The organism is Azohydromonas lata NBRC 102462, from assembly GCF_001571085.1.
Taxonomy (GTDB): Bacteria; Pseudomonadota; Gammaproteobacteria; order Burkholderiales; family Burkholderiaceae_C; genus Azohydromonas; species Azohydromonas lata.
The window spans coordinates 1-13,986 of sequence record NZ_BCTC01000065.1 but is presented as its reverse complement, the minus strand read 5'-3'; the positions used below and the strand labels follow the sequence as shown (position 1 = coordinate 13,986).

The 13,986-nt window shown below is 69.4% G+C and carries 12 protein-coding genes; 5 read left to right on the top strand and 7 right to left on the bottom strand.

All coding sequences use genetic code 11. The features are described 5' to 3' along the window. The 4 genes from cyoD to cyoA all read right to left on the bottom strand — a co-directional run bounded on the left by cyoD (position 1) and on the right by cyoA (position 4,295). Positions 1-417 (bottom strand): cytochrome o ubiquinol oxidase subunit IV, encoded by a 417-nt coding sequence (gene cyoD / locus ALA01S_RS20150; protein ID WP_066340125.1) that lies wholly within the window; start codon positions 415-417, stop codon positions 1-3. Further along, positions 414-1,076 (bottom strand): cytochrome o ubiquinol oxidase subunit III, encoded by a 663-nt coding sequence (gene cyoC / locus ALA01S_RS20145; RefSeq protein ID WP_084267751.1) that lies wholly within the window; start codon positions 1,074-1,076, stop codon positions 414-416. The genes cyoD and cyoC overlap by 4 nt, the downstream gene beginning before the upstream one ends. 30 nt (positions 1,077-1,106) lie before the next feature. Beyond that, complete coding sequence (gene cyoB, locus ALA01S_RS20140; protein WP_066340123.1) at positions 1,107-3,164, bottom strand: cytochrome o ubiquinol oxidase subunit I; 2,058 nt, start codon at positions 3,162-3,164, stop codon at positions 1,107-1,109. A gap of 63 nt (positions 3,165-3,227) precedes the next feature. Beyond that, complete coding sequence (cyoA, locus tag ALA01S_RS20135; RefSeq protein ID WP_084267750.1) at positions 3,228-4,295, bottom strand: ubiquinol oxidase subunit II; 1,068 nt, start codon at positions 4,293-4,295, stop codon at positions 3,228-3,230. 141 nt (positions 4,296-4,436) lie between these two features. Between cyoA and ALA01S_RS20130 the strand changes: the two genes are divergently transcribed. Beyond that, on the top strand, positions 4,437-5,792 hold the full coding sequence (locus ALA01S_RS20130) for an MFS transporter (protein ID WP_084267749.1): 1,356 nt from the start codon (positions 4,437-4,439) through the stop codon (positions 5,790-5,792). Positions 5,793-5,902: 110 nt separating this feature from the next. Here the strand turns inward: ALA01S_RS20130 and ALA01S_RS20125 are convergent, their stop codons facing one another. Continuing rightward, positions 5,903-6,412 carry a hypothetical protein gene (locus tag ALA01S_RS20125; RefSeq protein ID WP_066340182.1) on the bottom strand — a complete coding sequence of 170 codons (510 nt, stop codon included), beginning with the start codon at positions 6,410-6,412 and terminating at the stop codon, positions 5,903-5,905. 182 nt (positions 6,413-6,594) lie between these two features. On the opposite strand from ALA01S_RS20125, the gene ALA01S_RS20120 reads away from it, so the two are divergent. The 4 genes from ALA01S_RS20120 (at position 6,595) to ALA01S_RS20105 (ending at position 11,612) form a co-directional block, all read left to right on the top strand. Then, complete coding sequence (locus ALA01S_RS20120) at positions 6,595-8,001, top strand: selenium-binding protein SBP56-related protein (protein ID WP_066340118.1); 1,407 nt, start codon at positions 6,595-6,597, stop codon at positions 7,999-8,001. Beyond that, a complete protein-coding gene (locus ALA01S_RS20115; RefSeq protein WP_066340115.1) occupies positions 7,998-8,639 on the top strand; it encodes a hypothetical protein in 642 nt (213 codons plus the stop codon). Before ALA01S_RS20120 ends, ALA01S_RS20115 begins: the two co-directional genes overlap by 4 nt. Before the next feature lie 142 nt (positions 8,640-8,781). After that, positions 8,782-9,984, top strand: coding sequence for a GNAT family N-acetyltransferase (locus tag ALA01S_RS20110; RefSeq protein WP_084267748.1), 1,203 nt, complete (start codon positions 8,782-8,784; stop codon positions 9,982-9,984). Between the two features lie 203 nt (positions 9,985-10,187). Next, entirely contained in the window at positions 10,188-11,612 is a 1,425-nt protein-coding gene (locus tag ALA01S_RS20105) for an LLM class flavin-dependent oxidoreductase (protein WP_066340113.1), read from the top strand. A gap of 51 nt (positions 11,613-11,663) precedes the next feature. On the opposite strand, the gene ALA01S_RS20100 is transcribed toward ALA01S_RS20105, so the two are convergent. Together ALA01S_RS20100 and galE are read right to left on the bottom strand one after the other, a co-directional pair. After that, positions 11,664-12,764 (bottom strand): UDP-glucose--hexose-1-phosphate uridylyltransferase, encoded by a 1,101-nt coding sequence (locus tag ALA01S_RS20100; RefSeq protein ID WP_066340111.1) that lies wholly within the window; start codon positions 12,762-12,764, stop codon positions 11,664-11,666. Further along, entirely contained in the window at positions 12,761-13,783 is a 1,023-nt protein-coding gene (galE, locus tag ALA01S_RS20095; RefSeq protein ID WP_218011502.1) for a UDP-glucose 4-epimerase GalE, read from the bottom strand. Before galE ends, ALA01S_RS20100 begins: the two co-directional genes overlap by 4 nt. Positions 13,784-13,986 lie beyond the last annotated feature (203 nt).

The following is a 13,986-nucleotide window of genomic DNA, read 5'->3' as shown; positions in this document are numbered from 1 at the left end:
TCAGGGGTTCTGCGTGGTCTCGTGTCTGGGCATGTCCATGAGGTTGGTGTTCAGGTGGAACATGACCCAGATAGAGCCCACCAGCATGATCACCAGCAGCACCACGGTGAAGATCAGCGACAGCATGGTCCAGCCGCCTTCCGCCTTCGAATTCAGGTGCAGGAAGTAGACCATGTGGACCACGATCTGCACCGCGGCGAAGGCCAGGAGGACCAGCGTCGTCGTGGTGGGCGACTGGAACACCTTGCCCATCACCAGCCAGAACGGGATGACGGTGAGGAGGACGGCCAGGATGAAGCCCTTGACGTAGCCGCCGACGGTGGCGTGGTAGCCGTCGTCGCCATGGTCATCGTGGCCGTGGTCGTGCACGTGGTCGTGGCCCAGGTCGTTGTGCGGTTGCGTATGCGCCTGGCTCACGGCAGCACTCCCATCAGGTAAACAAAGGTGAAGACGCCGATCCAGATCACGTCCAGGAAGTGCCAGAACATGGACAGGCAGATGAGGCGGCGGCGGTTGGCGGGGATGAGGCCCGACTTGCCCACCTGGAACATCAGCGTGACCAGCCAGATGGTGCCGAAGGTCACGTGCAGGCCGTGCGTGCCCACCAGCGCGAAGAAGGAGGACAGGAAGGCGCTGCGCTGCGGGCCCGCGCCCTCGTGGATGAGGTGCTGGAACTCGTAGAGCTCGATGCCCAGGAAGCCCAGGCCCAGCAGCCCCGTGATGGCCAGCCACATCAGCACGCCGCCCTTGCGGCGGTTCTGCATGGAGATCATCGCGAAGCCGTAGGTGATGGACGACAGCAGCAGCAGCGCCGTGTTCACGCCCACGAGCTTGAGGTCGAACAGGTCCGCGCCGGAGGGGCCGGCGGCATAGGCCCGGCCCTGCACCGCGTACACGGCGAACAGCACGGCGAAGATCAGGCTGTCGCTCATCAGGTACAGCCAGAAACCCAGCAGCGTGCCCTGCTCGGGGTGGTGCGTGCCGTCGTCGTAGAAGCGCGGCGATTGGTCGGTACCGACGCCCACGGGGGCGCCGCCGCCCAGGCCGGGGGTCAAGGTAGAGGAGTGGCTTTGCATGGTGGTCGTGTGTTCCGTGCCGTACAGGCCTCAGGCGGTGGCCGGACGGTTCAGGCCGGCTTGGGACCGGTCGGCCTGGCCTGCCTCGATGGCCGTCAGGGCACGGGTGCGCTCGGCTTCGGTGCGGGCCACTTCCTCGGCCGGGATGTAGTAGTCGCGCTTGTAGTTGAAGGTGTGGACGATGGAGGACAGCACGACGGCGGCGAAGGCCACGCCGGCGACCAGCCACATGTGCCAGATCAGCGCGAAGCCCAGCACCGTGGAGAGCATGGCGATCACGAAGCCCGCGGCGGTGTTGGAGGGCATGTGGATGGCCTGGAAGGCTTCCACCGGGCGCTTGAAGCCGCGCTGCTTCATGTCGTACCAGGCGTCCTGCTCATGCACCACGGGGGTGAAGGCGAAGTTGTAGGCCGGCGGGGGCGACGACGTGGACCACTCCAGCGTGCGCGCGTCCCAGGCGTCGCCCGTGGCGTCGCGCAGTTCCTTGCGCTTGTAGATGCTCACGGCGATCTGCAGGATGAAGGCGCCGATGCCGGCGGCGATCATGATGGTGCCCAAGGCCGAGACGATGAACCAGGGGCGCTGCGTCGGGTCGTCGAAGTGGCTCATGCGGCGCGTCACGCCCATGAGGCCCAGCACGTAAGGCGGGATGAAGGCCACCCAGAAGCCGATGGACCAGCACCAGAACGAGACCTTGCCCCAGAACTGGTTGAGCTTGAAGCCGAAGGCCTTGGGGAACCAGTAGTTGATGCCTGCAAACACGGCGAACACCACGCCGCCGATGATCACGTTGTGGAAGTGCGCGATCAGGAACAGGCTGTTGTGCAGCACGAAGTCCGCCGGCGGCACGGCCAGCAGCACGCCCGTCATGCCGCCGATCACGAAGGTGATCATGAAGGCCACCGTCCACATCATCGGCAGCTCGAAGGTGATGCGCCCGCGGTACATCGTGAACAGCCAGTTGAAGATCTTGGCCCCTGTCGGGATCGAGATGATCATCGTGGTGATGCCGAAGAACGAGTTGACGCTGGCGCCCGACCCCATGGTGAAGAAGTGGTGCAGCCACACCAGGTAGGACAGCACCGTGATCACCACGGTGGCGTACACCATGGAGGCGTAGCCGAAGAGCTTCTTGCGGCAGAACGTGGCCGTGACTTCGGAGAAGATGCCGAAGGCCGGCAGCACCAGGATGTAGACCTCGGGGTGGCCCCAGATCCAGATCAGGTTCACGTACATCATGGGGTTGCCGCCCAGATCGTTCGTGAAGAAGTTGGTGCCCACGTAACGGTCCAGGGTCAGCAGCGCCAGCGTCGCGGTCAGCACGGGGAAGGAGACCACGATGAGGACGTTGGTGCACAGCGACGTCCAGGTGAAGATGGGCATCTTCATCAGCGTCATGCCCGGCGCGCGCATCTTGACGATGGTGGCGATCAGGTTGATGCCCGATAGCGTTGTCCCTACGCCGGCCACCTGCAAGGCCCAGAGGTAGTAGTCCACCCCCACGCCCGGACTGGCGTCTATGCCCGACAGCGGCGGGAAGGCCAGCCAGCCGGTGCGGGCGAATTCGCCCACGAACAGCGAGGCCATGATCAGGCCCGCGCCGCCGGCGGTCATCCAGAAGCTGAAGTTGTTCAGGAAGGGGAAGGCCACGTCGCGCGCGCCGATCTGCAGCGGCACCACGTAGTTCATGAACCCGGTGACGAAGGGCATCGCCACGAAGAAGATCATGATCACGCCGTGCGCCGTGAACACCTGGTCGTAGTGGTGCGGCGGCAGGTAGCCCATGCTGTCGCCGAAGGACATGGCCTGGTGCGTGCGCATCATCAGGGCGTCGGCAAAGCCGCGAAGCAGCATCACCACGCCCAGGATCATGTACATGATGCCGATCTTCTTGTGGTCGATGCTGGTGACCCAGTCACGCCACAGCGGGCCCCACAGGCGGTATTTCGTCATCGCCAGCATGACCACCAGGCCGCCGAGGACGACGGCGGCAAAGGTGGCCAGCAGGATGGGTTCGTGCAGGGGAATGTCATCCCAGCCCAGGCGGCCGAGCAGCAGCCCGGCCTCTTCTCTTGGATCAGCAGTCATCTGGGGTCTTCCTGAAAAAGCGGGAAGCTTCGTCGCGTCTTGTGGTCTTGAGGGAGCGCTGCTTCAGGGCTGCGCGGTGGCGATGTCGCGCAGCGGATCGGCTTGGCCATAGAGGTTGGTGGCGGTGCACAGGGAGGCCACGGCGGTGCGCTCGCCATCGCGCCAGGAGCGCTGCGTGACGCCGGCGATGCCGCCCTTGCCGCCGCCGCCGGCAGCGTCGATGGCCATCATCTGGTGCATGCACATCTTGGCGCTGTCCACGCAGCGGCCCACCACGGCGTCGAAGAGCTTGGCCTCGACCTGGCCGAAGCGGCGCACGGGCTCGCGCTCGCTGGGCTGCTCCAGCTTCAGGTAGGTCTCGCGGTTGAGCACCTGGCCCTTGCCTTCGCTGCGGTTGCGCTCGACCCAGGCGTTGAAGTCGGCGTCCGACAGGCCGTGGAACTTGAAGCGCATATAAGAGAAGCCGTCGCCGCTGTAGTTGGCCGACAGGCCCTGGTACTCGCCGGGCTGGTTGATCACGGCGTGGAGCTGGCTCTCCATGCCGGGCATGGCGTAGATCATTCCCGCCAGCGCCGGCACGTAGAAGGTGTTCATCACCGTGGAGGAGCTGATGTGGAAGCGAATGGGCCGGTCCACCGGGGCCGCCAGCTCATTGACCGTGGCCACGCCCTGCTCGGGGTAGATGAAGAGCCACTTCCAGTCCAGCGCCACGACCTGCACCACCAGCGGCTTGTGGTCCGCGGGCAGCGGGCGCTGCGCGTCGATGCGCTCCAGCGGGCGGAAGGGATCGAGCTTGTGGGTGCTGATCCAGGTCACCGCGCCCAGCGCGATGATGATGAGCAGCGGCGCGCCCCAGATCACCAGTTCCAGCCGCGTGGAGTGGTCCCAGTCGGGCGTATACGCCGCCTGGGCCTTGGCGCGGTAGCGCCAGGCGAACAGCAGCGTCAGCGCGATCACCGGGACGATGATCAGCAGCATCAGGTAGGTCGCCGTGCGGACAAGGTCCGCCTGCTGCGAGGCGATGTCGCCGGAGGGGTGCAACACCACCATGTTGCAGCCGCCCAGCATCAGGGCTAACAGCGAGAGCGCGGCAAGCCGCGGGGTGGTACGGTGAGGGAGCTTGGTGGTCATCGAGAACTTCCAGGCGGGCGCCGGGGAGGCTTTTGCGCAACGCGCGGGAATGTAGCCTGCTTGATGTGGGTCAACGATTGGACATATTGTCCCAGCACGGTCACTCATCTTTGCGCCATGACACATACCGCAGCCCCATCCATGAACCCGCTTTTGCGGCCGCAGCAACCGCCGATCCCGCCTCAGGGCTTCAGCGGCAAACCCGGGAATGCGACACCGGACCACACCGGCGTGGCGCCAGGCGACATCGCCGTCGGGGTGGTGGTTGGGCGGGCGTCGGAATATTTCGACTTCTTCGTCTTCGGCCTGGCGTGCGTGCTGGCCTTCCCGGCCGTGTACTTTCCGTTCGCCGAGAACCGCCTGGTCGGTACGCTTTACGGGTTCACGGTGTTCTCCCTGGCCTTCGTGGTGCGGCCGCTGGGCACGCTGCTGGGCATGGCCATACAGCGGCGCTTTGGCCGCAGCTACAAGCTGGGCGCGGCCATGCTGCTGCTGGGCACGGCCACGGCGGGCATCGCCTTCCTGCCGGACTTCCAGCGCCTGGGCATGTCGGCCGTGATCCTGCTGGCGGTGTTCCGCGTGATGCAGGGCATCGCGCTGGGCGCGACCTGGGACGGCCTGCCCTCGCTGCTGGCCATCAACGCGCCTGAGAACCGCCGCGGCTGGTACGCGATGCTTGGGCAGTTGGGCGCGCCGCTGGGCTTTCTCATCGCCGCCAGCCTCTTCGCCTTTCTGTGGAACAACCTCTCGACGCAGGACTTCGTGGAATGGGGCTGGCGCTTCCCCTTCTACGTGGCCTTCGCGATCAACGTGGTGGCCACGTTCGCGCGGCTGCGCCTGGTGGTGACGCACGAGTACGAGAGCGCGCTGCAGGCGCATGAGCTGGAGCCTTGCCGCGTGCGCGACCTGGCCAGCAGCGGCCAGGGCCAGGGCGCCAACATCTTCATCGGCGCCTTCGCGGCGCTGGCAAGCTTCGCCCTCTTCCACATCGTCACGGTGTTCCCGCTGTCATGGATCATGCTGCGCACGCAGGAGTCCATTGGCAACTTCCTGGAGGTGCAGATCGTCGGCGCGCTGCTGGCCGCTGCGGCCATGCCGGTGTCCGGCCTCATCGCCAACCGCATCGGCCGGCGCAGCACGCTGGGCACGCTGGCGGTGCTGATCGGTATCTTCGGCTTCGCCGCGCCCTTCCTGCTGGGCGGCGACGCCAAGGGCCAGGCCGCCTTCGTCCTCGTGGGCTTCGTCCTGCTGGGCCTGTCCTACGGCCAGTCGTCGGGGTCGGTGACCTCCAACTTCCTGCCCCAGTTCCGCTACACCGGCGCGGCGCTGACGGCCGACACGGCCTGGCTCATCGGCGCGGCCTTCGCCCCGCTGGTGGCACTGGGCCTGTCGGAGCGCTTCGGCCTGGGCGCGGTCAGCTTCTACCTGCTCTCCGGCACGATCTGCACGCTGCTGGCGCTGCGGCTGAACAAGACGCTGGCTGCAGCCAGGGACTGAAGCTCACTTGAGAAGCATCCGGTTCGCCGGACGACCAACCAAAACGACAAAGCGGCCGGTGCCTCCCAGCACCGGCCGCTTCGCTTTGGGGCTCGCAAAACGACGCAGCCTCAACGCGGCTTTGTAAAACCGCCTTCGACCCAGGCCGAGGCGCTGGCCGAGTTCAACTTGAAGTCAGGCCGCACGCGCACGCTGGCGAGCTCCTCGCCGAAGGCGTCGCGCGCCGACAGCACGGCATAGGGCTCGTATTCGTCCGGGACGATCTCCAGCGCCACGGTCACCGTGCCGTCCTCGCCGCTGACGGTGACGTTCTTGTTCAGCAGCGCATGGCGGTGCTGCTCGGCGCGGCGCAGCACCTCGCTGGCCGTCTTCACCAGCACGTTGAAGGCGTTGACGTCCAGCGGCTTGGGGTTCTTCTTGTCGCGGCCCATGGTCCATGGGCCCACCAGCGCGGGCTCGGACTCGCCGTCGCGCGTCATGGCCACGGCCCAGCCGTCGTCCTCCTCGTTCTTGACGACCTTGGCCGTCCAGCCGTTGTCGCGCCACAGCAGCGCCTCGTGCACGGACTCGGCCTCGTCGCCGGCCGCCGCCACATCTTCATGTTTCAGATCGAATGCCATGCCCGCCATCGTAACGGCGCCTCGATGTCCGAAGGCACGGCAGGCCTCTTACTGGTTGATCTTGCATCTTCATGGTCAAGAAGCGCCTTGCGCATGAGCTTGCTTGGTCGGGCCGCCTTGACAGCGCGTCCCTCAGGGAGACCATGGGGGACTTTGCGCACAGCAAACCCTGGAGGTCCGCCATGCTTGAAACGCTGCGCCCCGATCCGACCTTCCACCCCTCGCCGCGCCTGGCCATGGAGGCACCGCGCGAGCGCATCGCCTACACCGCGCTGCTGTCGCCGGATGCCAGCCGGCCGGACGCCATCGCCGTGGTGGACGTCGATCCGCAATCTCCCGGCTACGGCAGCCTGATTTACCGGCTGGACATGCCCTACCAGGGCGACGAGTTCCACCACTTCGGCTGGAACGCCTGTTCCTCGGCGCTGTCGCCGCTCTCCGGCCACGCCTTCCTGCGCCGGCGCTACCTGGTCGTGCCGGGCATACGCTCCTCGCGCCTGTACATCATCGACACCGAGCCGGACCCGCGCCGGCCCACCATCGCCAAGGTCATCGAGCCCGCGGAAGTGCTCAGGAAGACCGGCTACTCGCGCCCGCACACCGTGCACTGCGGACCGGAGGGCGTCTACATCAGCACCCTGGGCGGCGGCGGCAAGGACGGCACGGACGGGCCCGCGGGCATCTTCGTCCTCGATTGCGAGAGCTTCGAGCTGCGCGGCCAGTGGGAAATCGAGCGCGGCCCGCAGGAGCTGCACTACGACTTCTGGTGGAACCTGCCGCGTGACTGGATGGTCAGCAGCGAGTGGGGCCGCCCGCCGCAGTTCGAGAACGGCATCGTCCCCGAGGACTTGCTGTCCAACCGCTACGGCCACCGCCTGCACTTCTGGGACCTGCGCGGGCGCCGGCATCTGCAGACCATAGACCTGGGCGCCAACCACCAGATGCCGCTGGAAGTGCGCCCGGCGCACGACCCCTCGCGCGAATACGGCTTCGTCGGCGTGGTGGTGGACACCACCAACCTCGAAGCCTCCATCTGGACCTGGTGGCGTGAAGGGGGCCGGTTCCACGCGAGAAAGACTGCCACCATCCCGGCGGAGCCGGCCGACAAGGCGCTGCTGCCGCCGCTGCTGCAGGGCTTTGGCGCCGCGCCGCCGCTGGTCAGCGACATCGACCTCTCGCTGGACGACCGCTTCCTCTACGCCGCCTGCTGGGGCACGGGCGAGCTGCGCCAGTACGACGTGACGGACCCGATGTCGCCCAAGCTCACGGGCAGCGTGCGCTTGGGCGGCATGGCCGCCCGTGCGCCGCATCCCAGCGGCCGGCGCTTTGCCGGCGCGCCGCAGATGACGGAGATCAGCCGCGACGGACAACGCGTCTACTTCACCAACGGCCTCTACAGCCGCTGGGACATGCAGTTCTACCCGGACGGCATTCCCGGCGCGATGGCCCTGTGCAACGTGGGCGCCGAGGGCGGCCTCACGCTGGACGAGCGCTTCCTCCTGGACTTCGGCGCGGACTACGGCGCGCACCAGATCCGGCTCGAAGGCGGCGACTGCTCCACCGACTCCTTCTGTTATCCCAGCGCTTGAACACCGCCACCGAAGGCGCCGCCCTGTGGCTGGCCGTGGCCGCGCTGGGCGCCTGGCACGGCCTCAATCCGGCCATGGGCTGGCCGCTGGCGGTGGCCAACGGCCTCATGGCGCACCGCGCCGCGGCCCTCTTCGGCACGCTGCTGCCGCTGGCCGCGGGCCACCTCATGGCCATGGCCGTGGTGCTGCTGCCCTTCGCGGCGGCCAGCGGCCTGCTGGCGTGGCAGCAGCCCATCCGCATCGGCGCCGGGCTGCTGGTGGCGGCGTTTGGCGCGTGGCGGCTGGTGAACCGGCGCCATCCGCGCTGCGTGGCCCGCGTGCGGCCCACGCAGGTGGCGCTGTGGTCCTTTCTCATGGCCACGGCCCACGGCGCGGGGCTGATGCTGCTGCCCTTCGCGCTGGGCCTGTGCATGCCCGCGGCCCAAGCGCCGCTGCCCGCGGCGGCCGGCATCGCGGCGGCCGCGGCGGTGGCGGCCGTGCACACCGGCGCCATGTTCGCCGCCGGCCTGGGCGCCGCTTGGGCCGTCTACCGCTGGCTGGGCCTGGGGGCGCTGTCGCGCAGCTGGATGGACCTGGACGCCGTCTGGGGCGCCAGCCTGGTGCTGGCCGGCGCGGCCAGCGTGGGGATGGCGCTGTAGGCGAAACAGGCGCCGCCGGGTCGGCTGGCCGGCAGGCGTCTGGCAACCGGCGCTGTCCGACAAGCGCTCGCCAACAGGCCTTTCGTCGGGGCACTGCCGTGGCAGCCTGCACGCCTGCTCGCCCTGCGGTTGAATCCGCCCCATGGCCTCTTTCCGCGACCGCAACCCCGTCAAGACCCCCGCCGCGCCGTCCGCCGACGGCCTCGTGATCCGCGTGCTGGAGCGCCCGCAGCAGCTCGACGCCGCCGCCTGGGACGCACTGCTGCAAGCCCAACCCTCGCCCACGCCCTTCATGTCCTCGGCCTACCTGCTGGCGCTGCACCGCTCCGGCTCCGCCGTGCGCGGCACGGGTTGGGCGCCGTGCTTCATGACGGTGGAGAACGCCGCCGGCGAGCTCGTGGGCGGCACCCCGCTCTATCTCAAGACCCATTCCTACGGCGAGTACGTCTTCGATTGGGCTTGGGCCGACGCCTACCGCCGCCACGGCCTGGCCTACTACCCCAAGCTGCTGGGCGCCGTACCCTTCACGCCCGTGCCCGGCACGCGGCTGCTGGCGCGCGACGACAGCATCCGCGCCCTGCTCGCCCAAGCCGTGCTGGCGCTGGCCAGGCAGCAAAAGCTCTCGTCCGCCCACCTGCTGTTCATGGACGAGGCCGACGCCGCCGCGCTCGCCCAGGCCGGCTGGATGCTGCGCGAGGGCGTGCAATTCCACTGGACGCAGCCCGCCGACGCGCCCTGGGCCAGCTTCGACGACTTCCTTCGCAGCCTGCAGCGTGAAAAGCGCAAGAAGATCGCCCAGGAGCAGCGCCGCGTCGCCGAGGCCGGCGTGCATTTCACGGTGCACGAGGGCACGGCCATCACCCAAGATCTCTGGGACTTCTTCTACCGCTGCTACACCCTGACCTACCAGGCCCACGGCTCCATGCCTTACCTGGAGCGCGAGTTCTTCGGCGAGGTGGCGCAGACCCTGCCGCGCCACTGGCTGCTCTTCGTCGCCCGCCGGGGTGACGAGCCGATCGCCGCCTCGCTGCTGGCGCTGGACCCCGAGCGCAAGCGCGCCTTCGGCCGCTACTGGGGCAGCGTGGAGCCCGTGGCCTGCCTGCACTTCGACGCCTGCTATTACCAGCCGCTGCGCTGGTGCATCGAAAACGGCTACGTGGCGTTTGAGGGCGGCGCGCAGGGCGAGCACAAGATGGCGCGCGGGCTGCTGCCGGTGCGCACGCAGTCCGCGCACTGGCTGGCCGACGCGCGATTCGCCGACGCCGTGGCCGACTTCCTGGAGCGCGAGGGCGCGGGCATGCAGGACTACGTGGATGAGCTGCGGGAGCGCAACCCCTTCAAGTAGAGGCCTCTGCACGCCGGCTTTGGCCCCCGCATTGCCCGAAGGCGCACAGGCATATTCATCGCCGAAACGCGTCGTTGTCGCGGCCCGGCCGGCTGCCTAGAGTGGCAACACCTCATCCGTACAGATTCCAATGCAGTCAACAACCCAAATCCGCTACCGCGTGCCCTGCATGACTTCGCGCGGCCTGCTCAAGCCGTAAACCCATGCCGCGCCGCATCCGCTTCAACGCGTTCCAGATGAACGCGGCATCTCACCAGGCGCCGGGCCTCTGGCGCCATCCCCGAGACCTCTCCCACCGCTACACCGACCCCGGGCACTGGGTGGAGCTGGCGCAATTGCTGGAGCGCGGCGTCTTCGACGGCGTGCTCTTCGCCGACGTGCTCGGCGCCAACGACGTCTACGCCTCCGGTCCCGAAGCCGCGCTGCGCCACGGCGTGCAACTGCCCGTCAACGACCCGCTGGCGCTCATCCCGCTCATGGCGCAGGCCACGCGCCACCTGGGCCTGGGCGTCACCAGCGCCCTGGCCTACGAGCATCCCTACCTCTTCGCCCGCCGCCTCTCGACGCTGGACCACCTCACGCGCGGGCGCGTGGCCTGGAACATCGCCACGCGCTGCTTCGACAGCGCCGACCGCAACATGGGCCTGGCCCATCCGCCCACGGCCGAGGAGCGCTTCGACATCGCCGAGGAGTACCTGGAGGTCGTCTACAAGCTGTGGGAAGCAAGCTGGGAAGACGACGCCGTGCGCCGCGACCGCAGCGGCGGCCTGTATACGGACCCGGCCAAGGTCCATCCCATCGCCCACCACGGTCGCCATTTCGACGTGCCCGGCATCCACCTGTGCGAGCCCTCGCCGCAGCGCACGCCGCTGCTGCAGGTGCAGGCCGGCACCTCGCTGCGCGCCACGCGGCTGGCGGCACAGCATGCGGAAGCCATCTTCGTCAGCGGCCCAAGCATCGCCGTCGTGCGCCGCCTGGTGGAGCAGGTGCGCCAGGCGCTCTCGGCCGCGGGCCGCACGCGCGAGGACGTGCTCATCTACACCCAGGCACTGGTCATCACCGCGCCCACCGCCGCGCAGGCGCAGGACAAGCACATGGACCTGCTGCGCCACGTGGACGTCGAAGGCGCGCTGGCCCTGCTCTCCGGCTGGAGCGGCATCGACTTCAGCCGCCACCCGCGCGACGAGCCCATAGAAGCCGTGGCCACCAGCGCCGAGCGCACCGCGCTGGCCGCCTTCAGCCAGGGCCAGCCCGGGCGGCAATGGACGGTGGGCGAGGCCGCGCGCTTCATCGGCTTGGGCGGGCGCGGGCCGGTCATCGTCGGCTCGCCGCCGCAGGTGGCCGACCAGCTCGAACAGTGGGCCGACGCCACCGGCGTGGACGGCTTCAACCTCAGTTGGGCGCTGGCCCACGAGACGCTGCAGGACGTGGTGGAGCTGATCGTCCCCGAGCTGCAGCAACGCGGCCGCTACGCCCAGGGCTACGCCGGCGGCACGCTGCGCGAGCAGCTTTTCAGCCGCGGGCCGCGGCTGAGCGCCTCGCACACGGCGCGCCGCGTGCGCATCGCCCCGGCCCGCGGCGAAGCGGGCGCGCACGCCGACAGCCCGGCGCTGGGACAAACGCCTTAGCACGCCTCGACACTGGGCCAAGCACGCTTCGCAAGGGCCGGCCGCCGTGGCCTACGGTGCCGGCCCTTCGCCTTCCAGGTAGTGAACGTCGCTTTGCGCGCGCAGCCGCGCGGCGGCCTGCTCCGGCGTGAGGTCGCGCTGCGCCTCGGCCAGCATCTCGAAACCCACCATGAACTTGCGCACCGTCGCCGAGCGCAGCAGCGGCGGATAGAAATGCGCGTGCAACTGCCACGGCGCCGGGTCGCGGTCGTCGAACGGCGCGCCGTGCCAGCCCATGGAGTACGGGAAGGGGCAGCGGAACAGGTTGTCGCAGCGCGTGGTGAGCCGCTTGAGCAGCAGCGCCAGGTCCGCACGCTGCGCCGGCTGCAGTTGCGGCAGCCGCTGCACCGCAAAGCGCGGCAGCACCAGCGTCTCGAAGGGCCAGGTCGCCCAAAAGGGCACCACGGCCAGCCAGTGTTCGGTGCGCAGCACCACGCGCTGGCCGGCGGCCTCCTCGGCCGCGGCCACGTCCGCCAGCAGCGGCCGGCCGTGCTCGGCGAAGTACTCGCGCTGGCGCGCGTCCTCGGTGGCGGGCTCGTCCGGGACGAAGTCCGTGGCCCAGATCTGCCCGTGCGGATGCGGCTGCGAGCAGCCCATGAGCTCGCCCTTGTTCTCGAACACCTGCACCCAGGCGTAGTCGCGGCCCAGCTCGGCGCTTTGTTCGCACCAGGCGTCCACCACGCGCGCGATGGCGGGCACGTCCATCTGCGGCAGCGTGCGCGAGTGGTCCGGCGAGAAGCACAGCACGCGGCTGGTGCCGCGCGCGGCCTGGGCGCTGAAGAGGGCGTCGCCCGCCGCGTCCGGCGGCACGTCCGGCACCGCGGGCATGAGCGCGGCGTGGTCGTTGGTGAAGACGAAGGTGCCGCGGTAGTCCGGGTTGCGCTCGCCGCTCACGCGCAGGTTGCCCGGGCAGAGGTAGCAGCCCGGGTCGTAGGCGGGCAGGTCCGCCACGGCCGGCGCCTCCTGCCGGCCCTGCCAGGGCCGCTTGCCGCGGTGCGGCGACACCAGCACCCAGCGCCCGGTGAGCGCGTTGCGCCGCCGGTGCGAGTGCTCGGCCGGGTCGAAGGCCGCTGCCGCCGTCGCCGACGGCTGGGTGGGATCCGCGCCGCTCATGCCGCGTACCCCTGCGGATTCATGGACTGCCAGCGCCAGGTGTCGGCGCACATCTCGTCCAGCCCGCGGCGGGCGCGCCAGCCCAGCGCCTGCTGCGCGCGCGCCGGGTCGGCCCAGCAGTTGGCCACGTCGCCCGGGCGGCGCGGCGCCAGCTCGTAAGGCAGCTCGCGGCCGCAGGCGCGGCCGAAGGCCTGCAGCATCTCCAGCACGCTGTGCCCGCGCCCCGTGCCCAGGTTGAACACGTGCAGGCCCGCCCGGCCGTGGCCGTGCTCCAAGGCGGCCAGGTGGCCGTCGGCCAGGTCCAGCACGTGGATGTAGTCGCGCACGCCCGTGCCGTCCGGCGTGGGGTAGTCGTTGCCGAAGACGCGCAGCTTCTCGCGCCGCCCAACCGCCACTTGGGCGATGAAGGGCATGAGGTTGTTGGGAATGCCCTGCGGGTCCTCGCCCATGAGGCCGCTGGGGTGCGCGCCCACCGGGTTGAAGTAGCGCAGCGCGGTGAGCGACCACGAGGGGTCCGACGCCGCCAGGTCGCCCAGGATCTGCTCGACCATGAGCTTGCTGCGGCCGTAGGGGTTGGTGGCGGCCGTGGGCGCGGCTTCCGACAGCGGCATTTGCCCGGCGTCGCCGTAGACCGTGGCCGAGGAGCTGAACACCAGCGTGCGCACGCCCGCCTCGCGCAGCGCCTCCAGCAGCACCAGCGTGCCGTGGACGTTGTGGTCGTAGTAGGCCAGCGGCATCTGCACCGACTCGCCCACGGCCTTGAGCCCGGCAAAGTGGATGACGGCCTCGATGCGCTCCTCGCGCAGCAGCTTGTCCAGCAGCGCGCGGTCGCGCACGTCGCCCTGGACGAAGCGCGGCCGCGTGCCCGCGACTTGGGCGATGCGATCCAGCACCGCCGCCTTGCTGTTGCTGAGGTTGTCCAGCAGCAGCGGGCGCTGCCCGGCCGCCAGCAGTTGCACGCTGGTGAGGCTGCCGATGTAGCCCGTGCCTCCAGTGACCAGAACGTTCATGAACGCCATTCCCTTCCAGACGCGCCGTGCGGCGCCTTGCCGGCCCCGCCGTCCGGGGCGCCGGAAGGATTGCAGCAAGCCGCCGGCCTTGCCGCGGCGCCGGGGCTCAGGCCGAGGGCGTCTGCACCGCCGCGCCGCCCTGGGCGCGCGGCTTGACGGCGGCGCGGCGCACGCGCCGCGGCAGCGGCGGCAGGCCCGGCTCCAGCACGGCC

Coding starts and splice junctions, on each gene's coding strand:
- cyoC (WP_084267751.1), bottom strand. CDS start 1,076: ATGCAAAGCCACTCCTCTACCTTGACCCCCGGCCTGGGCGGCGGCGCC.
- cyoB (WP_066340123.1), bottom strand. CDS start 3,164: ATGACTGCTGATCCAAGAGAAGAGGCCGGGCTGCTGCTCGGCCGCCTG.
- cyoA (WP_084267750.1), bottom strand. CDS start 4,295: ATGACCACCAAGCTCCCTCACCGTACCACCCCGCGGCTTGCCGCGCTC.
- ALA01S_RS20130 (WP_084267749.1), top strand. CDS start 4,437: ATGAACCCGCTTTTGCGGCCGCAGCAACCGCCGATCCCGCCTCAGGGC.
- ALA01S_RS20125 (WP_066340182.1), bottom strand. CDS start 6,412: ATGGCATTCGATCTGAAACATGAAGATGTGGCGGCGGCCGGCGACGAG.
- ALA01S_RS20120 (WP_066340118.1), top strand. CDS start 6,595: ATGCTTGAAACGCTGCGCCCCGATCCGACCTTCCACCCCTCGCCGCGC.
- ALA01S_RS20110 (WP_084267748.1), top strand. CDS start 8,782: ATGGCCTCTTTCCGCGACCGCAACCCCGTCAAGACCCCCGCCGCGCCG.
- ALA01S_RS20105 (WP_066340113.1), top strand. CDS start 10,188: ATGCCGCGCCGCATCCGCTTCAACGCGTTCCAGATGAACGCGGCATCT.
- ALA01S_RS20100 (WP_066340111.1), bottom strand. CDS start 12,764: ATGAGCGGCGCGGATCCCACCCAGCCGTCGGCGACGGCGGCAGCGGCC.
- galE (WP_218011502.1), bottom strand. CDS start 13,783: ATGGCGTTCATGAACGTTCTGGTCACTGGAGGCACGGGCTACATCGGC.